This window comes from Streptomyces sp. NBC_01474 (assembly GCF_035918215.1).
GTDB lineage: Bacteria > Actinomycetota > Actinomycetes > Streptomycetales > Streptomycetaceae > Streptomyces > Streptomyces aureus.
In genome coordinates this window covers 8,814,821-8,837,868 of record NZ_CP109449.1, presented here as the reverse complement: position 1 = coordinate 8,837,868, position 23,048 = coordinate 8,814,821, and the positions used below count along the sequence as shown (strand labels likewise).

At 71.2% G+C, this 23,048-nt stretch carries 23 protein-coding genes and 1 riboswitch; of the genes, 17 read left to right on the top strand and 6 right to left on the bottom strand.

Translation table 11 applies throughout. From position 1 onward, the window contains the following. Positions 1-95: 95 nt before the first annotated feature. Entirely contained in the window at positions 96-1,454 is a 1,359-nt protein-coding gene (locus OG758_RS40390; RefSeq protein ID WP_326714411.1) for a hypothetical protein, read from the top strand. On the opposite strand, the gene OG758_RS40385 is transcribed toward OG758_RS40390, so the two are convergent. Further along, entirely contained in the window at positions 1,441-3,186 is a 1,746-nt protein-coding gene (locus OG758_RS40385) for a phosphatidylglycerol lysyltransferase domain-containing protein (protein ID WP_382060535.1), read from the bottom strand. The genes OG758_RS40390 and OG758_RS40385 overlap by 14 nt on opposite strands. Before the next feature lie 157 nt (positions 3,187-3,343). Between OG758_RS40385 and OG758_RS40380 the strand changes: the two genes are divergently transcribed. Then, a complete protein-coding gene (locus OG758_RS40380) occupies positions 3,344-4,570 on the top strand; it encodes an alpha/beta hydrolase (protein ID WP_326714410.1) in 1,227 nt (408 codons plus the stop codon). Positions 4,571-4,708: 138 nt separating this feature from the next. Next, the gene (locus tag OG758_RS40375; protein WP_326714409.1) at positions 4,709-5,191 is read left to right on the top strand and encodes a DUF4440 domain-containing protein; all 483 of its coding nucleotides are present in this window, start codon (positions 4,709-4,711) and stop codon (positions 5,189-5,191) included. Here the strand turns inward: OG758_RS40375 and OG758_RS40370 are convergent. Then, positions 5,188-5,913 carry a class I SAM-dependent methyltransferase gene (locus OG758_RS40370; protein ID WP_326714408.1) on the bottom strand — a complete coding sequence of 242 codons (726 nt, stop codon included), beginning with the start codon at positions 5,911-5,913 and terminating at the stop codon, positions 5,188-5,190. The genes OG758_RS40375 and OG758_RS40370 overlap by 4 nt on opposite strands. Positions 5,914-6,323: 410 nt before the next feature. Here OG758_RS40370 and rho point away from each other — a divergent pair, with 410 nt between their 5' ends. Genes rho through OG758_RS40355 form a run of 3 tightly spaced genes read left to right on the top strand, consistent with a single transcriptional unit; the run spans position 6,324 to position 8,618 of the window. Next, entirely contained in the window at positions 6,324-7,484 is a 1,161-nt protein-coding gene (gene rho, locus OG758_RS40365) for a transcription termination factor Rho (protein WP_326714407.1), read from the top strand. A gap of 60 nt (positions 7,485-7,544) precedes the next feature. Further along, a complete protein-coding gene (locus tag OG758_RS40360; protein ID WP_266930153.1) occupies positions 7,545-8,030 on the top strand; it encodes a GNAT family N-acetyltransferase in 486 nt (161 codons plus the stop codon). Between the two features lie 48 nt (positions 8,031-8,078). Then, complete coding sequence (locus tag OG758_RS40355) at positions 8,079-8,618, top strand: inorganic diphosphatase (RefSeq protein WP_326714406.1); 540 nt, start codon at positions 8,079-8,081, stop codon at positions 8,616-8,618. Between the two features lie 25 nt (positions 8,619-8,643). On the opposite strand, the gene OG758_RS40350 is transcribed toward OG758_RS40355, so the two are convergent. Further along, complete coding sequence (locus tag OG758_RS40350) at positions 8,644-9,006, bottom strand: ArsR/SmtB family transcription factor (RefSeq protein ID WP_326714405.1); 363 nt, start codon at positions 9,004-9,006, stop codon at positions 8,644-8,646. An 89-nt stretch (positions 9,007-9,095) separates the two neighbouring features. After that, positions 9,096-9,319: riboswitch (cobalamin riboswitch) on the top strand. 29 nt (positions 9,320-9,348) lie between these two features. Here OG758_RS40350 and OG758_RS40345 point away from each other — a divergent pair. The 8 genes from OG758_RS40345 (at position 9,349) to OG758_RS40310 (ending at position 16,966) form a co-directional block, all read left to right on the top strand. Continuing rightward, positions 9,349-10,443: a HoxN/HupN/NixA family nickel/cobalt transporter gene (locus OG758_RS40345; RefSeq protein WP_326714404.1), complete on the top strand. Its 1,095-nt coding sequence runs from the start codon at positions 9,349-9,351 to the stop codon at positions 10,441-10,443. Positions 10,444-10,485: 42 nt separating this feature from the next. Continuing rightward, on the top strand, positions 10,486-11,199 hold the full coding sequence (locus tag OG758_RS40340) for a YoaK family protein (RefSeq protein ID WP_326714403.1): 714 nt from the start codon (positions 10,486-10,488) through the stop codon (positions 11,197-11,199). Between the two features lie 91 nt (positions 11,200-11,290). Beyond that, the gene (locus OG758_RS40335) at positions 11,291-11,989 is read left to right on the top strand and encodes a hypothetical protein (RefSeq protein ID WP_326714402.1); all 699 of its coding nucleotides are present in this window, start codon (positions 11,291-11,293) and stop codon (positions 11,987-11,989) included. A gap of 532 nt (positions 11,990-12,521) precedes the next feature. Beyond that, a complete protein-coding gene (locus OG758_RS40330; RefSeq protein WP_326714401.1) occupies positions 12,522-14,237 on the top strand; it encodes a sensor histidine kinase in 1,716 nt (571 codons plus the stop codon). Positions 14,238-14,354: 117 nt separating this feature from the next. Further along, positions 14,355-14,774 carry a roadblock/LC7 domain-containing protein gene (locus OG758_RS40325; protein WP_326714400.1) on the top strand — a complete coding sequence of 140 codons (420 nt, stop codon included), beginning with the start codon at positions 14,355-14,357 and terminating at the stop codon, positions 14,772-14,774. Further along, on the top strand, positions 14,771-15,130 hold the full coding sequence (locus OG758_RS40320; RefSeq protein WP_326714399.1) for a DUF742 domain-containing protein: 360 nt from the start codon (positions 14,771-14,773) through the stop codon (positions 15,128-15,130). The genes OG758_RS40325 and OG758_RS40320 overlap by 4 nt, the downstream gene beginning before the upstream one ends. Further along, on the top strand, positions 15,111-15,725 hold the full coding sequence (locus OG758_RS40315) for a GTP-binding protein (protein WP_326714398.1): 615 nt from the start codon (positions 15,111-15,113) through the stop codon (positions 15,723-15,725). The genes OG758_RS40320 and OG758_RS40315 overlap by 20 nt, the downstream gene beginning before the upstream one ends. Beyond that, the gene (locus tag OG758_RS40310; protein WP_326714397.1) at positions 15,722-16,966 is read left to right on the top strand and encodes a cytochrome P450; all 1,245 of its coding nucleotides are present in this window, start codon (positions 15,722-15,724) and stop codon (positions 16,964-16,966) included. The genes OG758_RS40315 and OG758_RS40310 overlap by 4 nt, the downstream gene beginning before the upstream one ends. A gap of 56 nt (positions 16,967-17,022) precedes the next feature. On the opposite strand, the gene OG758_RS40305 is transcribed toward OG758_RS40310, so the two are convergent. Further along, on the bottom strand, positions 17,023-18,246 hold the full coding sequence (locus tag OG758_RS40305; RefSeq protein WP_326714396.1) for a cytochrome P450: 1,224 nt from the start codon (positions 18,244-18,246) through the stop codon (positions 17,023-17,025). A 113-nt stretch (positions 18,247-18,359) separates the two neighbouring features. Next, positions 18,360-19,241: an MBL fold metallo-hydrolase gene (locus OG758_RS40300; protein WP_326714395.1), complete on the bottom strand. Its 882-nt coding sequence runs from the start codon at positions 19,239-19,241 to the stop codon at positions 18,360-18,362. Between the two features lie 407 nt (positions 19,242-19,648). Between OG758_RS40300 and OG758_RS40295 the strand changes: the two genes are divergently transcribed. After that, complete coding sequence (locus tag OG758_RS40295) at positions 19,649-20,158, top strand: transglycosylase SLT domain-containing protein (protein ID WP_327576765.1); 510 nt, start codon at positions 19,649-19,651, stop codon at positions 20,156-20,158. Between the two features lie 84 nt (positions 20,159-20,242). After that, on the top strand, positions 20,243-21,379 hold the full coding sequence (locus OG758_RS40290; protein WP_442810435.1) for an LCP family protein: 1,137 nt from the start codon (positions 20,243-20,245) through the stop codon (positions 21,377-21,379). A 19-nt stretch (positions 21,380-21,398) separates the two neighbouring features. Here OG758_RS40290 and OG758_RS40285 read toward each other — a convergent pair whose 3' ends face one another. Beyond that, positions 21,399-21,845: a hypothetical protein gene (locus tag OG758_RS40285; protein WP_326714392.1), complete on the bottom strand. Its 447-nt coding sequence runs from the start codon at positions 21,843-21,845 to the stop codon at positions 21,399-21,401. A 105-nt stretch (positions 21,846-21,950) separates the two neighbouring features. Between OG758_RS40285 and OG758_RS40280 the strand changes: the two genes are divergently transcribed. Then, entirely contained in the window at positions 21,951-23,012 is a 1,062-nt protein-coding gene (locus OG758_RS40280) for a right-handed parallel beta-helix repeat-containing protein (protein ID WP_326714391.1), read from the top strand. Positions 23,013-23,048: the final 36 nt, after the last annotated feature.

Here is a 23,048-nt window from a genome sequence, read left to right as displayed (position 1 = left end):
CACAGCCCGCGGATCGGCGCAGGAAGATCTGACGGTTCGGTGACGCGACCCCGCGGTGCACCGTATGGACGGTGCGGGCGCCTAGCGTTCCGGGTGTGAAGCTCGAAGCTCCCCCCGAAGCCCCCCGCTCCGCGCCACCCTCCACCGGGACGCGCCGTGACCTGCTCGCCGCCGCTGCCGCCGCCGCCCTGGTCGCGGCGGCCGCGCTCGTGGGCCGGTACATCCAGGACCACTACGGCACCCTGCACGTCGACTGGGCGCCCCTGTACGCCCATTGGGATCCCCACGTCGGCCCGGGCACCCCGGCCGCGATCGCCGTCGCCGTACTGGTCGTCACGTACGGGCCCGTGGTGGCGGGCCGGCTTCGGTGGCGGCTGCTGCTGCCCGCCGTGTGGGCCGCGTCGGCGGCGTGGACCTTCTCGCTCGCGCTCATCGACGGCTGGCAGCGGGGCATCGCCGGGCGCCTCACCACGTCGTACGAGTATCTGCAGGTCATCGACCGGTTCGACGACGTCGGCGCGACACTGCGGGATTTCACGCGGCACATCCTGCTGCACTCCCCCGGCCACTGGCCTCCCCATGTCGCGGGGCATCCGCCCGCGGCGACCCTGACCTTCGTGGGCCTGGACCGGATCGGGCTCGGCGGGGGTGCGTGGGCCGGGGTGTGGTGCATCACGGTGGGGTGCACGGCGGCTGTCGCCGTCCTCGTCACGGTGCGCGCGCTCGCCGACGAACGGACGGCTCGCCGCGCGGCGCCCTTCCTGGCGCTCGCGCCGGCCGCGGTCTGGACGGGCACGTCGGCGGACGGTTACTTCGCGGCGGTCGCCGCCTGGTCGGTGGCGCTGCTCGCGGTGGCGGCCACCCGCGGCAGCCGCTGGGCGGCCCTCGGCAGCGGACTGCTGTTCGGGCTCACCTGCTATCTGTCGTACGGGCTGACGCTGATGGTCCTCGTCGCGGCGGCCGCGCTGCTCGCGGCGCGGACACCGCGGCCGCTGCCGCTGTTCGTCGTGGGGGCGGCCGTGGTGCCCGTCGCGTTCACCCTCGTCGGGTTCAACTGGTGGGAGGCGTATCGCCTGCTGACGGAGCGTTACTACCAGGGTGCGGGCGGGATCCGGCCGTACGGGTACTGGGTATGGGCCAACCTCGCGTGCACCGTGCTGATCGTCGGGCTTGCCACGGCGGCGGGGCTGCGCCGGGTTCCGGGACGTGTCCTGCACGCGCGTGGTGAGCCGGAGGGGCGGCTCGCGCTGGTCGTCCTCGGCGCGGCGCTCGCCCTCCTGGCCGCCGATCTGTCGGGCATGAGCAAGGCGGAGACGGAACGTATCTGGCTCCCGTTCGCCGTCTGGCTCATCGCGGCCACCGCTCTGCTGCCCGAGCGGTGGCGGCGCGGGTGGCTGACCGCGCAGGCGGTGCTCGCCCTGCTGGTCAACCACCTGCTGGTCACGGGGTGGTGACCTTCACCGGCTGCGGCTTCTCCTCGCGGGCGGCGGGCCGTTTCCGCAGCGACTGCCTCAGCCGCTCCGCCGGGTGCGGCAGGACGACGAACGCCTCGGCCTGGAGACAGGCCCAGCTGATCCTCGGCAGGTCGCGCACCGTGGGGTAGACGACGAAGCGCGGCTCCCACTCGGGCCGGAACTTCGCGTTGAAGCGGTACAGGGACTCGATCTGGAACCAGCGCGAGAGGAACACGAGCAGCCCCCGCCACACCCGCAGCACCGGGCCCGCACCGAGGCGCTCGCCGCGCGCGAGAGCGGCCCGGAACACCGCGAAGTTGAGCGACATGCGGCGCACTCCGAGCCCGGGGGCGCCGCGCAGGGCGGCCACGATGAGGAGTTCGTTCAGGCCGGGCTCTGCCGTGCGGTCGCGGCGCATCAGGTCGAGGGAGAGACCGTCCTCGCCCCAGGGCACGAAGTGGAGCAGGGCGCGCACACGGTCGTTGCCCGCCTCGTCGTCCTGGTGGGCGGTGACGACGACGCAGTCCCCGTCGTCGGGGTCGCCGAACCGGCCGAGCGCCATGGAGAACCCGCGTTCGGTGGCGCTGCCCCGCCATGCGGCGGCGGCCTCGCGCAGCCGCTTCTTCTCCTCGTCGGGCAGATCGCGTACGCGCCGCATGCGGCAGGTGTAGCCGGCGCGTTCGATGCGGTTGACCATCTGCCGGACGTTGCGCATGGTGCGCCCCGAGAGGCTGAAGGCCTGGCAGTCGACGATGGCCTCGTCGCCCAGCTCCAGCGCCTTGAGGCCGCCTTCGCGGATCCAGACCTGTCCGCCGAGTTCGCTGCACCCCATGACGGCGGGGGTCCAGGCGTGCAGGGCGCACTGCCGCAGGAACTCCTTGATGGCGCCGGGCCAGGCCTCGTGGTCGCCGATGGGGTCGCCGCCCGCCAGGGCGACGCCGGACACCACGCGGTAGGCGACGGCGGCCTTGCCCGAGGGCGAGAAGAGGACGCTCTTGTCGCCGCGCAGCGCGAAGTAGCCGAGCGAGTCGCGCCGCCCCTCGTCGGCCAGCAGGGCGCGCAGCCGTTCGTCGCTGTCGGCGCGGCGCAGGGTCACGGGCCGCAGGGCGAGATAAGCGCTGGTGGCGGCGGTGACCACGCCGAGCGCCAGCAGCGAGAAGTACACGATGTCGCCGGCGCGGTCGCTCCTGTACGCGATGGGGCCTGACGCACCGATCAGGCCGTAGCCGACCTCCTGGACCCGGTCGGCGAAAGTGATGGCGTGGCCCGCCTCCTGGTTCGCGCGCACACCGACGACGAGCAGGCCGAGCCCGAAGCTGCTGCCGCCGAGGACGACGAGGTTCCACAGGGCGCGCGTTCTGCCGCGCGGGTCGCCGAGTGCGTAGAACTCCTCACGGTAGGCGACGAGCGCGACGCACAGGACGACGGAGACGGTCGCGGGGATCAGGGCGTGATGGCGCACGCCCTGGACGAGCGCGCTGACCGCGAGGAGCCCCACGGCCGCCTCCCAGGCGCGCCGTTTACGCCGGCGCAGGCCTCTGGCGAGCATCACGAGCAGCAGTCCCGCGGCGAGCGCGGCGGCGCGGGCCACCTCCTCGGCGAGGCCCGGCACGTAGGGCGCGATGCGCTCTATGCGGGTCTCCTGCATGTGCGGGGAGATCGCCGACGCGATGTCCAGAATTCCGATGATCAGGCACGTGTGACCTGCCACGGCGGCGGGGCGTTGTTTCACAGTGACTGAGCGTAGGAGTGCTCCACCTCGCTGGAGTAAGAGCGACACAGGAGCACGGTAAGAACGCGGTGGCCGGCAAACCTTCCTCGGCCATCGTGCCTCTTTCCCGGTGAAAACTGCCGAACAGCGCAGATGACGGCTGAAAGTTGAGGAAAACATGGGCTTGACGAGCCGGTCACTCGAGTACGCGACGGTGCTGGCCGCCCTGGTGTGTGTGGGGCTCACGGTCTGGGTGTGGCCGCGGCTCGCCCGGCGCGGGCCCATGGCCGTGCTCGGCCGCCTCGGCGTGATCGGCGCGACCCAGCTCACGATCCTGACCGCGTTCGCCGTCGCCGTGAACACGAACTTCGAGTTCTACGGCTCGTGGGACGAGCTGATCGGCCATGTCGACAAGGCGCCCGCCGAGGTCACGGCGCTCAGCCGGTCCGGTGTCTACTCCACGGTCGGTGCGGTACGCGGCGGCCTGGTGCAGCCCGCCGGACCGCAGGGCCTCGATCGGGTGAAGGGCATTCCGCACGGGCCCGCGGCACAGGTCGGCCGGGTCGAGTCGGTCAAGATCGTCGGACGGCGCAGCAAGGCCGTGAACCCCGCGTTCGTGTATCTGCCGCCGCAGTACTTCCAGAAGCAGTTCCACCGCCAGCGCTTCCCCGTGATGGTCGCGATCAGCGGCTACCCGGGCGGCATCATGAACCTCGCCCAGTACCTCCAGGTCCCGCAGACCGCCGACCGGCTGCTGAGGGCGGGCAAGATCCAGCCGACGGTGATCGTGATGGTGCGCCCGACGATCGCGCCGCCCCGTGACACGGAGTGTGTGGACGTGCCGGGCGGTCCGAGGGCCGAGACGTTCTTCACGAAGGATCTGCCGGAGGCGCTCAAGCGGTCGTACCGCGTGGGTCACGACCCCAGCGCGTGGGGCGCTCTCGGCTACTCGTCGGGCGGCACGTGCGCGCTCCAGCTCACCCTGCGCCACCCCGGCGTGTACACCTCGGCGGCCGCACTGTCCGCGGACTACAGGATCGGCGACGACCTGACCACCGGCAGCCTCTTCGGCTCGGGTCCCGGCGCCGCGCAGCGGCAGCGCGAACACGACCTCATCTGGCGTCTGGAGCACCTGCCCGTGCCGCGCGTGTCCGTCCTGGCCGCCAGCAGCAGGTCGGGCGAGAAGGACTACGGCGACACGGTGAAGTTCCTGCACGCGGTGAGGCCGCCCATGACGTCGGCCCAGATCATCCTGCCGCGCGGCAGCCACCACTTCACGACATGGCAGCGGGAGATCGCTCCGGCCATGCGGTGGATGAGCGGCCAGCTGACGTTCCCGCAGGACACCGTGTCGTCACGGCACCGCCGACCCATTACACAGGCCGCGAATCAGCCACACCCGTAGCCGCGCCCGCGCCGGTGTCCCTCCCTGCCCGGGCCTCGCTTCAGCCCGACGGAGCACCCGTCACCGACGACCCGTTACGGTGGCCTGGCATCGGCGCCGACCCGGCGCGCCTCCCCCGTCCGACCAGGAGCAGCCCTCATGCCCGAGTCCGCCGTGTCCGCCCGCCCCGCACTGGCCAGGCCGGGCGCGGCGCCCGGCGACGTGGCCGCCGTCTGGTCCGTCGTGACCGGCATGTACGAGGCGTACGCCACCGGGGACCGCGCCCAGATCGACGCCCGGCTCGACCCGGAGGCGACGATCTGGGACCCGGCCGCCGAGCCGCTGCTGCTCGGCAAGCCGGACCTGGACCGGGTGCGGGACGAGCGGCCTGAGTCCGGGGACGGGCCCGTGGGGAGCGGGCTTCGCCCGTACGACCCGGTCGTCGACGTCTTCGGTGACACGGCGGTCCTGCGCTACTGGCTGCGCGTCGCGTACGCGCCCGGCCCGGACGGCACCCCGCTCCGTCCCGAACTGCTGCGGAACACGGCGGTCCTGCGCAAGGACCCCACGGTCGGCCGCTGGCTGATCGTGCATCTCCACGAGGACGTACGGCAGGCGGGCGGGGCGCCCGAGGCCGCCTAGCGCGGCGGGCCGGCCTTCGTGGCCACCAGGAGGCGGCACCTGGGGCTGCCGTCGGAGCGCTCGCCGAGTTCGGGCAGCGCCCGGAGCTCCACGTCGAAACCGGCCCTGACCAGCTCGCTCCGTACGTCGCCGAGGCGGAAGCCGCGGTAGTACATGACGAAGGGTGGCCGCCACAGCGCGTTGCGGACCCGCATCGCACCGTCGAAGGCCAGCATCGCCCAGTAGCCGCGGGAGCCGGGCCGCGCGGGAGCCGGCACCGGGAAAGCGAAGCGTCCGCCCGGCCGCAGCACGCAGTGGACCTGGGCGAACAGGGCGGGCCGCTGCCGCGGCAGGAAGTGGCCGAACGCCCCGAAGCTGACGACGAGGTCGAAGGCCGGTCCGAAGGGCAGCGCGAGGGCGTCGCCGCGCACCAGGTCCGCGCCGCTTCGGTGGACCGTGCGGCCCGCCGTGAGCATGCCCGCGCTGATGTCGACCCCGACGGGCCGTTCGCGGCACACCTGCGCCAGCACGCCGAACCCCGCGCCGGTCCCGCAGCACAGGTCGAGTCCGCGCTCGAAGGGGCCCATACCGTGCAGGGCACGCGTCACGGGTGCGAGGACCGACCGGGGCGTGCGGAACGGCGTGCGGTCGAACTTGGGGGCGAGCAGGTCGTAGCCGTGCTCGACGGAGGACAGCGCCTGGACGGCGAGCTCCCGGACCGTGGGGCCTTCAGGTGCGAACATCGGGGCTCAGCATAGGCCGCGCCCGGCGGCACGGGGGCTTTGCCCAAGGGGTCGAGCAGGGTTCACGGGCGGTTGAGAGCGGCGGCCCGTGACGTGAGCCCTTGCGGGACGGCGCCCCCGTGGTGTTACAGTGCGAGTGGCACGTGTGCTAGCCGCCTCTTCGGCGCCGGTGCCAGTCTCCCTCTCCGAATCGCCGCGACAGCGGGATTCGTCGAATCGATGTCAGCGATGCGCCAGGCGGCGCCGACGCGCCGTACCCCGCATCGCTTCTCCCCGGCCACAGGCTTCTCAGGGCTTTCACGGGCCTCTTCGCCCGCCCGCCTCGCGGGGCGTGCAGTCACCGCCCCGATCCCGCCGGATCCCACCTCACTCATGCTCTCGTACGAACGTCCGCGAAAGGACCGATTCCGATGACCACCACACTCGAACCCCCCACCACCACAAAGGCGTTCACGACGCAGCCGAAGGAGGTCGCGGTCCAGGCCGCGGGCGTCCTCGACATCTCGGGCAACGGGCCCGGGTTCCTGCGCCTCGCCGACCTCCTGCCGACGTCGCACGACGTCCAGGTGCCGGCCGCCCTGATCCGCCGACTCGGCCTGCGCAAGGGCGACTTGATCCAGGGGACGTGCGGCAGGCCGCGCGCCCTCGCCGAGGTCGAGCGCGTCAACGGGCGCCCCGTGCAGGAGCTGCGCGGACGACCCCGGTTCGGCGACCTCACGCCCCTGCACCCGCGGCAGCAGCTGCGTCTCGAAACCGCGAAGGGCGGTGTGACACCCCGCGTCGTCGACCTGTTCACCCCCATCGGCAAGGGGCAGCGCGGGCTGATCGTGGCGCCGCCCAAGACCGGCAAGACGGTGCTGCTCCAGCAGCTCGCCGCGTCCGTCGCCACGAACGACCCCGAGGCCCATCTGATGGTGGTGCTCCTCGACGAACGGCCGGAGGAGGTCACCGACATGCGGCGCTCGGTGCGCGGCGAGGTCTTCGCCTCGACCTTCGACCAGCCCGCGAAGGCGCATATCGCGCTGGCCGAACTGGCCGTCGAGCGTGCCAAGCGGCTCGTCGAGGACGGCCGGGACGTCGTCATCCTCCTCGACTCCCTGACGCGCCTGTGCCGCGCCCACAACAACACGGTCTCGTCCGGCGGCCGTACGCTCAGCGGCGGTGTCGACGCGTCCGCGCTGATCGGGCCCAAGCGGTTCTTCGGAGCGGCGAGGCTCGCCGAGGAGGGCGGCTCGCTCACCATCCTCGCCACCGCGCTCGTCGACACCGGCTCTCGCGCCGACGACTACTTCTTCGAGGAACTCAAGAGCACGGGCAACATGGAGATCCGCCTCGACCGCACCCTTGCCGAGCGCCGGATCCACCCCGCCGTCGACCTCACCCAGTCCGGCACGCGCCGCGAGGAACTCCTACTGCCGGAGGCCGAGTTGGCGGTCGTACGCGGTCTGCGGCGCGCACTTCAGTCGCGGGACGGGCACGCCGGGCTCGAGACGCTCGTCGAGCGGATCCGGCAGACGCCGGACAACGCGACGTTCCTGCGGCAGGTGCAGTCCACCGTTCCCACCGCGTGAGACGGCCGCCGTACAGGGTCCCGGGTCGATCGGCGCCGCAGGATGCGTAATACTCTCACTATGACTTCGAGCATTACAGCCTTGGGATCGGGAGGTGGCGGGGCGGTCCGGGTGCGCAGGGCGACCGCCCGCGACGCCAAGCGGCTGACCCGGCTCGTCCGTACGTCCCGCGCCTACGAGGCCCCGTACGCGTCGATGGTGGCCGGCTACCGGGTGGGCCCCGACTACATCGAGGCTCATCGTGTCTTCGTCGCAGTCGGCGCCGACGACCTGGTGCTCGGGTTCTACGCGCTCACGCTCGTACCGCCGGAGCTCGACCTGATGTTCGTCGCCGACGCGGCGCAGGGGCTCGGCATCGGGCGGCTGCTGGTCGCCCACATGAAGGACGAGGCGCGCGCCGCCGGTCTCACCTCGGTCCGCGTGGTCTCGCACCCGCCCGCCGAGGGCTTCTACCGCAGCACGGGAGCCGTCCGCACCGGCACGGCGGCCGCCGATCCGCCCGCCGTGATGTGGGACAGGCCCGAATTGGAGTTCCCGATCGGCTGACGCGCCGGTACTCCCGGGCGCACACTCGGGGTGGACGAGGAGGCCGGCTTGGACAACGAGGTCCGACACACCGACGCAGCCCACGGCACCGACGCGCTCCACGCGTTCGACGTCACCGTGGAGATCCCCCAAGGCTCCCGCAACAAGTACGAGATGGACCATTCCGTCGGCCGGATAAGGCTCGACCGGATGCTGTTCACCTCCACCCAGTACCCGGCGGACTACGGATACATCGTGGGCACCCTCGGGCGCGACGGCGATCCGCTCGACGCACTCGTCCTGGTGGGCGATCCGACGTTCCCCGGCTGCACCGTCGAATGCCGGGCGATCGGCATGTTCGTGATGCGGGACGAGAAGGGCATGGACGAGAAAGTCCTCTGCGTGCCCGCGCACGATCCGCGCCACACCTCCGTGCAGGACATCGAGGACATCCCCGAGTTCGACCGTCTGGAGATCACGCACTTCTTCGAGGTCTACAAGGACCTGGAGCCCGGCAAGTCGGTCGAGGGCTCGCACTGGGAGGGCCGCGACCTCACGTACGCGGAGATCGCCGCCGCGCGCCGCCGGGCCGCCGCCCGACGGGACTGAAACCGGCCATGACGGCGCGCACGTGTCAGTGCGCGCCGTCCGTCGCGCACTGCTCGAGCAGATCCGCGGTCGCCGCGTCGACGACGCGGTAGCGCACGATCCTGCCCTCCTTCTCCCCCTCGACCACGCCGGCCGCGCGCAGCAGCCGCAGCGCCTGCGAGACCGCCGGGTCATTCATGCCCGTGGCCACGGCGAGATCCGACACGGCCAGCGGCCCCGCCCGGTACAGCGCGAGCAGCAGCGCGAGGCGCCGGGGATCGGCGAGCAGGGAGAACCGGTCGGCCCAGGCACGGACATGCCCTGGCTCACCGATGGCGGCGATGGCCTCGCAGACCCGGTGGCCGTCGATCGTGCGGCGGTCGGCGCGCTCGGCAGGGACGAGATGCATGACGCCATCCTCGCAGCCGCCGATGTGATCTTGAATACCCGCGCACACCTATGCAGCTGTGCAGCCTTGCAGGCGTCGCCGACCGGCCTCTACTGTGGGCGGGCCGTGGCGCTCGGGAATTCGGTGACGGTCCCTCAAAGGACCCAGACCGAAGCGGCCCTCGCCACTGTGATCGGGCCCCGGGTCCCTCGGCAACGAGACGACTCGGGACGCCTCGCCCCACCACGCCACTGGCTGCCGCGCGCAGCTGGGAAGGCAGGGGCGGACGCGGACACCCGTCAGCCAGGAGACCGGCCACGGCATCTCACGAAGTGATTCCACGAGGTGTTGGAGCGTGACCGCATGACCCTGCCCGTAAAGCCCCCGGAGACCGGACGCGACGCGTTCCACTGGCGGCGCGAGGACACCGTCCGCACCGCCGGGCTCCTGGCGGTGATAGCCGCACTCCATGTCGTCGCGTTCGGCGTGCTGTTCCTGCTCGTCGTGCCGGAGCACTACGAGGTGGGGTCGAAGGCCTTCGGCATCGGCCTCGGCGTCACCGCGTACACCCTGGGCATGCGGCACGCGTTCGACGCGGACCACATCGCCGCGATCGACAACACGACCCGGAAGCTGATGGCCGACGGCAAGCGCCCGGTGTCGGTGGGGTTCTGGTTCGCGCTCGGCCACTCCAGCGTGGTGGTCGTGCTCGCCGCGCTGATCGCCGGGGGCACCCAGCTCGCCGGGCGGATCATGAACGAGGGCTCCGCCACCCATCAGACGCTCGGCGTCATGGGCACCACCATCTCCGGGTCCTTCCTCTACCTCATCGCGGCGCTCAACCTCGTCGCCCTGGTGGGGATCCTGCGGGTGTTCCGGGCGATGCGCGCGGGCTCGTACGACGAGGCGGAGCTCGAACAGCACCTGGATTCACGGGGGTTCATGAACCGGATCCTCGGCCGGTTCACCAAGTCCATCACCCGGCCTGGCCAGATGTACCCGCTCGGCTTCCTCTTCGGCCTCGGCTTCGACACGGCGACCGAGGTCACGCTGATGGTGATGGCGGGCAGCGGCGCGGCGGCCGGACTGCCCTGGTACGCGATCCTGTGCCTGCCGCTGCTGTTCGCCGCCGGAATGAGTCTGTTCGACACCCTGGACGGGACGTTCATGAACTTCGCGTACCAGTGGGCGTTCTCGAACCCCGTGCGCAAGGTGTTCTACAACCTGGCCATCACCGGCCTCTCGATCGCCGTCGCGTTCCTGATCGGCACCATCGAGCTCGTGGGGGTCCTGCACGACAAGCTCGACCTGCGGGACTCGGTGACCGGCTGGATAGCCGGGCTCGACCTGGACAACGTCGGGTTCATCATCGTGGGTCTGTTCGTCGTCGTCTGGGCGGTGGCCATCGGGTACTGGCGGCTCGCGAAGGTCGAGGAGCGGTGGGCCGTGCGGACCTGATCCGGCGGGCCGCCGGGACCGGGACTCCGTATGGTCGTGCGGGTGAGTGAAGCCAGCGTTCCACCGGCGGAGCCCGCGCCCGTACCACGCAGGTCCGCCCTCCCCGCGGCCCTCACGGTCCTCACGGTCGTGAGCGGCTTCGTCGACGCGGTCAGCTATCTGGGCCTCGGCCGCGTCTTCGCGGCGAACATGACCGGCAACGTCATCATCATCGGCTTCGCCGCGGCGGGCGCTCCCGGGTTCTCCGTCCTCGGGTCGGTCACCTCCCTCGGCGCGTTCCTCGCGGGGGCCGTGTGCGCCGGGCGGCTGACCGGAGTGTTCGCCGGGCGGGCGCGGGCGACCTGGGTGCGGTCGGTGTTCGTCACCGAGGCGGTCCTGCTCGCCGTGGCGACGGCCGTCGCGTTCGCGTGGCCGGGCGGGGCGACGTACACGCTCATCGCCGTCCTCGCATGGGCGATGGGGCTACGCAACGCGACCGTCCGCAAACTCGGGGTCCCGGACATGACCACGACGGTCCTCACGATGACGCTGACCGGGTTCGCCTCGGAGTCCTCGCTCGCGGGCGGCACCGCTCCGCGGACGGGGCGGCGGATCGCCTCCGTGGTGGCGATGCTCGCGGGCGCCACGCTCGGCGCTCTGCTCGTGCTGCACCACGGTCTCGGCTGGCCGCTCCTCGTCGGCACCCTGCTCGTGGCGGCCGCCGCGGCCGGATATCGCGAGCCGGCCTCCGACGCGGACGACATCCGATCGGCCTAACCCTGCGGGCGCCGTCCGCCCGGGCTCACTAGCGTCCTGACCAGGACCGCAGCTCCCTCTGCCGCTGCGGCACAGGGACCGGAGACGCCTCATGTTCTGCCCGATAGCCACCGTCATCACGACGACCGCCTGCCTCACCGCGCTCGCGCCCGGGACCGCAGCCGCACAGCACCCCGTCGCAGCGCCCGCCTCGCTGACCGCACCCGACGCGGTGGGCCGGGTCGGCTCGGTGGGCCGGACGGACCCCTTGAGCCCCTCCGACGACGGGCCTCTCGACCGGGGCTCGGACGACGGGACCCGTGACCGGGGCTCGGCGGACGGAACCCGTGACCGGGGCTCGGCGAACGGCGACTCCTACGCGGAGGCACGCCTGTCGCCGTCCACGACGGTGGGGGCCTCGTCCACCGCCGAGATCACGGTCTACTGCGCCGGCGGCGGGCGCGGCTCCATCACGGCCCGCTCCCAGGCCTTCGCCGCCGGCTCCGTCACGCTCCCCATGTTCGGCGGCGGAATCGGGCAGGACGGGCGCACCCAGTACCGGGGGACGGCACGCCTGGCCGGTGCGGTCGGGAGCAGCTCGCAGGTGTCCGTGGAGGGAGCGTGCCCTGACGGCAGGCCGTGGAGCACCCCGATGAACGTGACACGCGACAACTATCTCGGCGCACGCGCCGGAGTCGGCAGCACCGCGGGCGGCGGCCTGGACCTGGGCCGGATCGGCTTCGGCGCGGCCCTCGCGGGCGGGGCCGCCTGCGTGCTGTGGCGCAGGACGCGCGCCCCGCACGAGGACTGACCGGTCCATCCGCCAACCGTCACACACGAGGCAAGTGCGCCGTACGTCCGTTCCGCCCCTGACCTACCGCGCTTTGCCGACAATCGCCTCCATTGCGGCCGGCCGAACGGCACCCCCGAGGCTCCACATCCATGACGCAGCACTGCGCATCCGGCCGGGGTTGGCTGAAAACAGCCCCCCGGCAGTAACGCGCGAGCCGCTCAGGGCAGCCGTTCCCCGGTCAACTCGCCGGTGAACCCGTCCCGGCCCGAGCGCACTCACGCACAACACCCGTACACCTGTCCCCATTTGGCACACCCCTGGCGGCGAAGGCTGTTACCACGGCCCCCCGACAGGCTGGCGACTTCGCGACGAACTTCGCCGCCGGGCGCTCTGCGCCCATTGTCCCGGTTCTCTCACCGCGCGCGGTGGCTAGCATGAGCGCCACATACGTGCCGGAAGATCACCATCCCGTTGGTGGGACCGGCCGTGCGGCCGACCCGAGCCGATCGGCCACGACCTTCCCGCACGCAAGCACCGATGGGACCGCGGAATGCCAGTGCCTGCCCGCCCGAGGCCGCGCCGAACACCCACGTCGCGGCGCTCCACGCTCGCCGTCCCCCTCGCCGTCCTCGTCGTGGCCGGAGCGGCCGTCGGCGCGGTGACCGCCGCGGCTCCGCAGGCCGCCCGCACCTGGGTGCTCGTCGCGCTTCTGATCAGCTGGCTCTGCGTGGCCGCTTCCCTCATCACCGCCGCGCTGCTCCAGCAACGGGCCCGTGGCGCAGTGGACACCGCGCAGGGTGAATCGCTCGCGCTCCAGCAGCAGTTGACACAGCGCGGGGCCGATGCCGCCCATCTCGTGAACGTCACGCTCCCCTCCGTGTCGAAGCGGCTGCGGGACGGCACGGGCGCCGAGGAGGCACTCGCCGCCACCGCACCGCCCGCGGACCACCAACTGCGCCAGGCACTTGAGGCGTTCACCGCCGAACTGGACGACGCCGTACGGCGCGAGGCGTCCGCGGTGGCCACCGCTCAGGACACGGCCCGCCGGATCGCCCGCACCGACCGCGACCTGGACGAGCTGGCGACCGCGACCCTGCCGGCCGCCGTCGCGGCGCTGCGCGAGGGCTCCACCGCCGACGCGGTCCTCTCCGGCCTCCACCACCCCGACGACGCGCACCTGCGCGCCCTGACGGAGTCCTTCGTACGGGAACTCGCCACCAGCGAGCGGCGGGCCGCGGCCGCCCAGGCCGCCAGCGCCAAGGCCCTCAGCCGGGTGCAGGCCAAGTCGGTCAGCATGCTCGCCGATCTGCGCGACATGCAGGACCGGCACGGCGAGGAGGTCTTCGGCGATCTGCTCAGGCTCGACCACAACACGTCCCAACTCGGCCTGCTCACCGACCGGCTGGCCCTTCTCATGGGCGGCCGCGCCAGCCGCGCGTGGAACAAGCCGATCGTCATGGAGAGCATCCTGCGCGGTGCGGTCGGCCGGATCGCCGCCTACCAGCGGGTCAGGCTCCACTGCGCCACGAATGCCGCGATCGCCGGCTTCGCCGCCGAGGGCGTCATGCACCTCCTCGCCGAACTGATGGACAACGCCGCGAACTTCTCGCCGCCCATCGACGAGGTCCACGTCTACGTCGAGGAACGCAGCGCCGGGATCGTCGTGACGATCGAGGACAGCGGCCTGAAGATGGCCGACGCGGCCATGCGCCGCGCCGAGGCCGCGGTGTCGGGCCGCGAGACGGACCTGGCCTCGCTCCAGGGCACCCGGCTCGGCCTCGCCGTGGTGGGCCGCCTCGCCGCCAAGTACCGCATCAGCGTGAACTTCCGGCCGTCCTCCCGCGGCGGCACGGGTGTCGTGGTCCTCCTTCCGCCGCAGCTGCTCGCCCAGCAGCGCGACCCCGCCCCGCAGCAGCCCCCGGTCCGCCACGCCGCCGCCCCCGCCGCACCTGTGACGGCGCCGGACCCCGCACCGCGGACGTCCGACGACACCACGCCCGGGATTCCCGCCCAGGCGGACCCGCCGTCCGCGACGCCGGGCGGCCTGCCGGTACGGGCGCCGGGGCGCACCATGGCCTCGGCCGAACGCGACCGCAAGGACCGTGCCCCCGCCGAGGACGGCACGCCCGCGGAGGAGTCCGTGCGTGCGCCGCGCGACGCCGGTGCGCAGTTCGGCGCCTTCCACCGCTCGCGGCGCGCTCGCGACGAAACGCCCGGCACGTCGCCCGAGGTGCCCCACCAGGCCGACGAGTCGCCGGCCGAGTAGCCCGCCCCGCTCCCCGCACGCGCCCGGGCACCGGCGCCCCCATCCCCCGTACGAGAACGTTTGATTGGAGGCACGGGCTGGTGACCGGTTCGCCGGGCACAACCCGCCCCACACGCCATGCGGACCACTGACAACAGCCTGACCTGGCTCCTGGAGAGCCTGCTGGACCGCACGCCCGGCACGCGCCACGCCCTGGTGCTCTCCCGGGACGGTCTGAAGCTGTGCTGGAGCGAACATCTGACCCTCGACCAGGCCGACCAGCTCGCGGCCATCTGCTCCGGCATCCAGGCGCTCGCCCAGGGCGCCTCGGTGGAGTTCGGTGACGGGACGGGCGGTGTACGGCACTCGATGACCGAGTTCCACGGCGGTCTGCTGTTCATCGTCGAGGCGGGCGAGGGCGCGCATCTCGCGGTGATAGCCGAGGACGGCGCCGACCCTGGCGTCGTCGGCCACCGGATGAGCGAGCTCGTCGAGCAGATCGGCGAGCACCTGCGGGCCGAGCCACGGACGGACGACGGAGAGAGCGCGTCCTCATGACACGCCGGCCCGTCGACACCGGTGACCCGGACCGGCTGTACACGGTCACGGGTGGCCGCAGCCGGGCCGACGACGACACCTTCGATCTGGTCACCCTGGTCGTCGCCGAGTGCGAGCCCACGCCGGGGATGCAGTCGGAACAGGTCCGCATCCTCGACCTGTGCCGGCATCCGGCGGCCGTGGTCGAGATCGCGGCCGAGATGAAGCTGCCGATCACGGTGATGCGCATCCTGCTCGGCGATCTCCTCGCGACGGGCCGCATCACCGCCCGGCATCCACGCGCGGCGCGGTCCGTCGCCTCGCTCCCCGACTCCGCCCTTCTCAAGGAGGTGCTGCATGGACTCCGCAACCTCTGAGCTGCCCTCCCGTACGCCGCTTTCCGACGTCGCCGAGACCGGGCTCAAGATCGTCATCGTGGGCGGGTTCGGCGTCGGCAAGACGACCCTGGTCCGGTCCGTCAGCGAGATCCGGCCGCTGAACACCGAAGAGGTCATGACGCAGGCGGGCATCGGCGTCGACGAGCCTGCCGCGGTCTCCTCGAAGACCACGACGACGGTGGCGTTCGACTTCGGGCGCATCAGCCTCACCGAGCGAATGGTGCTCTATCTGTTCGGCGCCCCCGGGCAGGAGCGCTTCTGGTTCCTGTGGGACCGGTTGTTCTCGGGGACGCTCGGCGCGGTCGTGCTCGTCGACACGCGGCGGATGAGCGACTCCTGGTACGCCATCGACCGCCTGGAGCACCACAGGACGCCGTTCGTGGTCGCCGTGAACCGGTTCGACGGCGACGGGACCCGGTTCTCCCTCGACGAGATCCGCCAGGCGCTCACGCTGCCCGAGCACGTGCCGCTGATCGACTGCGACGCGCGCGTCAGGTCGTCGGGCAAGCACGTTCTGATCACCCTCGTCGACCACCTCTACGAACTGGCCATGGCCCGGGAGAAGACACCATGACCGACGCGACCCCGCCGCCCGGCTGCCCCGCCCATTCCGGCGCGGTGGCCCTCAGCGGCCTGGAGTACCAGCAGACCCCCTCGGAGCTGTACCGGTCCCTGCGCAGGGAGCACGGCGCCATCGCGCCCGTCCTGCTCGACGGGGACATCCCGGCGTGGCTGGTCCTCGGCTATCCCGAGGTCACGTATGTCACGAGCCACGACGAGCTGTTCGCCCGGGACTCGCGGCGCTGGAACCAGTGGGAGCACATCCCGGCCGACTGGCCGCTGATGCCGTTCGTCGGCTACCAGCCGTCGGTCCTATTCACGGAGGGCGCCGAGCACCAGCGGCGCGCGGGCGTCATCACTGAGGCCCTCGAAGAGGTCGACCAGTTCGAACTCGCCCGCGACTGCGAGCGCATCGCCGACCAGCTCATCGACGCGTTCGCCGGCAGCGGCCGGGCCGAGCTGATGGCCGCCTTCGCGCACGCCCTGCCGATGCGGGCGGCGGTGCAGTTCTGCGGGATGCCCGCGGGCAGCACCGACACCGAGCAGCTGGTGGACGATCTGCGGATCTCCCTGGACGCCGCGGAGGGCGACGACCCGGTGGCCGCGTACGGCCGGGTGGGCGCGCGCATCCAGCAACTGGTCAAGGAGAAGCGGGAGTCACCCGGTCCTGACGTCACGTCACGGATGCTGGCGCACCCGGCGGGCCTCACCGACGAGGAGGTCGTCCAGGACCTGATCTCCGTCATCGCGGCGGCGCAGCAGCCGACGGCCAACTGGATCTGCAACACGCTGCGTCTGCTGCTGACCGACGAACGGTTCGCGCTGAACGTCTCCGGCGGGCGGCTCAGTGTCGGTCAGGCGCTGAACGAGGTGCTGTGGCTGGACACGCCCACGCAGAACTTCATCGGCCGGTGGGCGGTGCGCGACACACAGCTGGGCGGGCGGCAGATCCGGGCGGGCGACTGTCTGGTGCTCGGCCTCGCGGCGGCCAACACCGATCCGCAGATCTGGCCCGAGTCGCAGGTGGGCGCGGAGAACTCGGCCCATCTGTCGTTCAGCAACGGCGAGCACCGCTGCCCGTATCCGGCCCCGCTCCTCGCGGACGTCATCGCCCGTACGGCGGTGGAGACGCTGCTCGAGCGGCTCCCCGACCTGGTGCTCGCCGTGGAGCCGCAGGAACTGACCTGGCGCCCGTCGATCTGGATGCGCGGACTGACCTCGCTGCCGGTGCAGTTCACGCCTGTGTCGCACTGAGACATACGGACACCACACGGCCGGGACCGGACAACTGCCGCTCCCGGCCGCATGGTTCACGCGGTGACGGGGGTGAACTGCACCGGCAGGGACTGCGGGCCGCGGGTGAACACTCCTTGTTCCACCGGGTCGAACCCGTCGGCGAGCCGCACGTCCGGCATCGCGTCGAGGAGCTGGCCGACGCCGATCTCGACCTCGGCCTTGGCGAGCAGCGCGCCGACGCAGAAGTGCCGGCCGAGCGCGAAGGACAGATGGTCGGCCGCCGCCGAGAACGCGTTCGTGGCGGTGAGGTCCTCGCGGAAGATGTCGAAGCGGTCGGGCTCCGCGTAGCGGTCCGCGTCGCGGTTGGCGGCGCCGATCAGACAGGTGACGGTCGCTCCCGCGGGGATCGTGCCGCCGCTCACCTCCACGTCGGTCGCCGACTGGCGCATGATCATGTGGACGGGCGGGGTGTAGCGCAGCGTCTCGGCGAAGGCGCGGGCGATCAGCGTGCGGTCCTTGCGGACGGCGTCGAGCTGCTCGGGGTGGGTGAGCAGGTTGGCGAAGATGCTGGCGATGGCCTTGTCGGTGGTCTCGCCGCCGGCCGCGAGGAGCAGGCTGCAGAACGCCTTGATGTCCTCGTCGCTCATGCGGACGCCGTCGACCTCGGCGGCGCAGAGCGAGGAGAGCAGGTCGTCGCCGAGGTCGTCCCGGCGCTGCTGGATGATCGGGATCATGTACTCGGCGAACTCGACGCGGGTGCGCTCACCTGCGGCCGCGACGTCCTTGTCCCCGGACAGGTTGCCGAGGAACGCGATGACGGTGGTGTACCAGCCGTGGAAGCGCGCGTGGTCCGCCTTGTCCAGGCCCAGCATGTCGGCGATCACGTTGACGGGGAAGCGGGTGGCGTACGCGCCCACGAGGTCGACGGAGCCGGTGGCGCGGAACGTGTCGATCAGTTCGCGGGAGTTGCGCTCGATGACCGGCAGGAACTTCTCCTGAAGGTCGCTCCCGCGGAACGCCGGCGCGACTAGGGCGCGGCGGACCGCGTGCTCACGCCCGCTGAGCTGGAGGATCGTCTTGCCGTGCACCGGCTCGATCTGCCAGTTGTAGTTGTCCGTGGTGAACTGCGACTCCTTGTCCTTGAAGACGCGCTCGACATCGGCGTACCGCGAGATGACGTAACTCTGTGTGGCCTCGTGCCAGATGAGCGGAGAGTGCTCACGCATGGCCGCGTAGGCCGGGTACGGATTCTCGGCGAACTCCGGCGACAGTATGTCGGGGACCTGTGCGGTGGACATGAAGCTCCCTCGGTCAGTAACAGGCAACGCCCACCAGGTTATTGATCATCCGTCGGCGGAGACAGCCCCCCTCATGGTTTCGCTGCGCCGGTCGGCGTGATAGGCCGGGGCGCTCAGTCGTCGGAGCGGCAGATGATGAAGTCGGGGAAGACGTGGCGGCCGACCCGGTCGCCGATCTCGTCGATCGCGCGGCGGATGTCCCGCAGCTGCTCCACCGTCATCTCCAGCGGTGGCTCGTCGGGCTGACAGGTGGTCAGGACCGGGTGGTCAACCCCCGGCTCACTGCTCATCTCGATGTGGCAGCCCAGGACGTGGGTGACCGTACGGGTAGCCGCGAACTCGATCATGCGGTCGATGGACTCGGTGAACGCCGCCCAGTCCTCGACGTACAGCCGCCCGGGATAGACCGTGTCTCCGGTGAGCAGGAACCCGGTGTGCGGGTCGTAGTAGGTGACGGCCGCCGCATGGTGACCCGGGGTGGCCAGGCACTCCAGGACGCGGCCGCCCAGGTCGACGCGGGCCACTCGGCCCTGGTCGTTCGCGAACCCGAAGAACTCCCAGGCGCTGCCACGATCCGCCCTGACCAAGCGCGTGTGGGGCCGGTCGGCGAACTGGGCATCCGCCGCCACGTGGTCCCCGTGGGCGTGCGTGTGCAGGACGAGGAGTTCGTAGGTGTCCCGGGGGTGCTCCGCCAGCCAGTCCCCGATGAGCCCGTCGACGACCCGGCGCAGGGGGAAGTACTCGGCGGACGCGGTGGCTCCCGTGTCGATGAGTACGGCGCGCGCGTTGCCGAACAGCAGAAACAGGAAAGGCGCCTCGTAATGCACGGCCATGTTCTGGCGCAGGACGACCGTGTGCTCGTCATAGGGGTGCACCTGGATGTCCGGGTCGGTGTTGTGCTTCGCCGACTCCGATCCATGGATCCAGCGCACGTCCAGCGCCAGCGGCACGGGCCACTCGGTCACGAAGTCGACCTGCCGCGCGGTTTCACCCATTCCGCCTCCTTGAGAAGGTCACCCTCCGGGGGCGTCATCCTGGCCTCCGGACCGGGCTGGAAGCGTGACGTGGGTAACGCGGAGGGGGTCGAGCCTGTGAAGCACCCCATAGGAGCCAGATCACATACTAGTGGTGGTAGTAGCCGGTGGGGCCGCCCAGCGGTGCATAGAAGGCACCACATAGGGTCATTTCGGACATTCCTCCGTAGTGGGGTAGTACGTCACATCCTTGCGCCCCCTCTCGGCCATCGCTAACTATGGCTGTCGTCCCGGAGAGCGGGTCGGAGCACGAGCGAAGCGGCTCGCTCCACACCCCCGGGTCAGGACGCGGATCCCCATTCCGCTCCAGGCGCCACCACACGGTCCAGCGCCGCCCGATGTCCCCGAACATGAAGAGGTACTCCCGTATGACCTTCTCCGCCCCGATCGCCGCTGCCGCCCCCACCACCCGCTTCAAGCGCGCCACCGTCACGGTCCTGGCCGCCGCCGGTCTCGCGGGCGCGGCGCTGACGTTCGCCCCGTCTCCCGCGCAGGCCGCCGAGCCCGCCGCGGCGCCGAAGGCCGCTTCCGCGGTGTCGGCCCAGAAGGGCACCGGCGGAGGCAACGTCGACGCGTGGATCAACGAGGCTCTGTCGATCATGAAGGCCAAGGGCATCCCCGGTTCCTACGAGGGTCTGCACCGCAACATCATGCGTGAGTCCTCCGGCAACCCGAACGCCGTGAACGGCTACGACGTCAACGCGGTCAAGGGCACCCCGTCCAAGGGCCTGCTGCAGGTCATCCAGCCGACCTTCGACGCCTACCACGTCGCCGGCACCTCCAACAGCCTGACGGACCCGGTCGCCAACATCACCGCGGCCGCCAACTACGCCGCCGACCGCTACGGCTCCATCGACAACGTCAACTCCGCGTACTGAGCCATCGTCACCGCACGCCGTGACTGACCCACGGCACAGCTCCACCACCGCACAGCTCCACCCTCGATATGGAGGGCAGCCCCTATCCCGCACACCAGCGGAGACGAAGGGCACGCGCCCTCGGCCGACGCCCTTGACCACCCCGGCTACGGGTCCGCGAACCAGCACCGCTCACGCGGCAGGTCACGCAGGAAACGACTGCGCGTCATCACATACACCGCACTCGGCGCCGTCCTCGTCGGCGCAGGCGGTGCGGCCTACGCGTGGTCGCACCTGAACGGGAACCTCAAGGGCACGGACATCAACGCCGTACTGGGCAAGAACCGCCCGGGCACGGGCCACAACGGAGCGATGAACATCCTCCTCCTCGGCTCCGACTCACGCGCCGGCACACACGGCCGATACGGCCGTGGCGTCACCGGCGCCCGCTCGGACACGGCGATGGTGCTGCACGTCGACAAGAGCCACAAAATGGCCTCCGTCGTCAGCATCCCCCGCGACACGATGGTCGACCGGCCGCAGTGCGCGAAGCCGTCGGGCGGCACAGCGCCGGGCGAGCACCAGGCGATGTTCAACGCCGCCTACCAGGTGGGCGGCCCCGCCTGCACCGTGAAGACGGTGGAAAAAATGTCGGGCGTGCGCATGGACCACTACCTCGAGGTCGACTTCAAGGGCTTCGAGAAGTTCGTCGACGAGCTCGGCGGTGTCGACGTCACCACCCACCGAGCCATCAAGGACACCAGCAGCCACCTCTCCCTGACCGCCGGCAGGCACACCCTCAAGGGCGAACAGGCTCTGGCGCTCGTGCGCACCAGGCACGGCGTCGGCGACGGCAGCGACCTGGGCCGCATCCAGCTCCAGCAGACGTTCATCAAGGCACTGATCCACCGCGCCGAGTCGATCGGCGTGGTCAGCAACCCCGCCCGGGCCTACGCGCTCGCCGACACCGCGACCAAGACCGTGAGCGCCGACTCCAATCTCGCGTCCGCGGACAAACTGCTCGGCCTGGCCAAGGACCTCAAGGACATCAGCCCCGACCACATGAACATGATCACGCTGCCCGTCCGCTACGACACCCACGACACCGGCCGCGTCCTGCCCCTGACCAAAGCATCCCACCAGGTCTGGCAAGCCCTGCGCCACGACCACCCGATCCCCAAATCCGCGACCGACAACTCGGTCGCCGCACGCACCGACTCACCCGTGACCACCGACACCTAAGGGGCCTCGGGCCATGCCGTCACGGCAGGTCGGTGCGGCCCAGCCAGGCCGGCTTCACCGGCACCCCGTCCGCGTACCGGTCCACTGTCGGACCCGAGGGTGCCGGAGCAGTGTCCTCGGCAGGCGCGGCGGGCGCAGGCGCGGCGTCCTCGGGTGTCGGCACGGGCGTCGGCTGCGGCTCGGGCGCCGGCGCGGCGCTGTCCTTCACCAGCTCCGCGACCGTGAACCGGGAACTGAAGGTCTGCCAGGCACCGTCGACGACGAGCAGGAACCCGTCGGCGGTACGGAAGATCCGACTGCGCTTCGGACTGCGGGGATGCTCCGGCGTGTAGCGCCCGATCCACTCCCCCAGCTCCGCCAGGGCCTCTTCACGTGAGCCCTCCACATGCGTGAGCACGGACGCCTCCATGTGTTTGCGCTCCCCAGTCCCCACGGTCATCTCGACGATCAGCCCCCAAGTGGCCATGCGCCGCCCCCCTTTCCGCTCGTTCGGCTCACCCTCAGGGTAGGCGGCTGCCCACCTGGGCGATCAGCAGTGGCGGGCCGGAACACCCGCTCGTAGCTTCGCCATATGACCAAGCGACAGATTGCGTACCTCGCATGCACCGCGGCCCTCGTCGCGTCGGGGGTGGGGGCCGCCGCCCCGTCGTCCGACTGCCGATCGGTGCACCGGGTGAAACCGGGCGAGTCGATCCAGAAAGCCGTGAACACGGCAAAGCCGGGAGACGTCATCGTCCTCTCCCCCGGCACCTACCACGAGAGCGTCACCATCACCGTGTCCGGTGTGACGCTGCGGGGCGCGAGCGCCCGGTCCACCGTCATCGTCCCTGGCGCGGCGTCCGCCGGCAGCGCATGTGCCAAGGCCGGCAACGGCATCTGCGTGACCGGGACCAAGAGCAAGCCCATCGAACGCGTCACCGTGCGCTCGCTGACCCTTCGCGGTTTCACCAAGACCGGTCTGTGGGCGACGGGTACCGATCGCCTCCGGATCGAGGGAGTGACCTCCGAGAAGAACGGCCAGTGGGGCATCGGCCAAGAGAGGTCCGTGCGCGGGGTGGTCCGCTACGACACCCTCAAGGGCAACGGCGACGCCGGCCTCTTCCTGGGCAACACGGTCTACGCCGAGGAGGGGGCCCTGGACACCGATGGGACGGTGATCAGCCACAACCGGATGCTCGGCAACCGGATCGGCGTCACCGTGCGGCGGCTGCGGAACCTGGCGGTCGCGCACAACGAGGCGGCCGGCAACTGCGCCGCGATGATGCTCGTGGGTGACGAGAACAAACCGCGCCCCGGCGCACTGACGGTGCGGAACAACTACGTACACGACAACAGCAAGTACTGCCCCAAGACCGCGCGCCTGCCCTACATCCAGGGGTCGGGCATCGTCCTCACCGGCGTCGAGGACTCGCTGCTGGCGAACAACAGCATCGTGAACAACGTGGGCAAGGCCCCGATGTCGGGCGGCATCGTGCTCGCCAAGAACTTCAAGGGTGCCCTCAACCAGCGCAACGAGATCCGCGACAACCTCGTGATGGGCAACACGACCGACCTGGTCACCCAGGACAAGGGCAAGGGCAACAAGTACCGCGACAACAGGTGCGCGGTGTCCGTGCCCGCCGGAAGGTGCTGAGGGCCCATGCCATGTCCGCACACATCACGCCAGCAG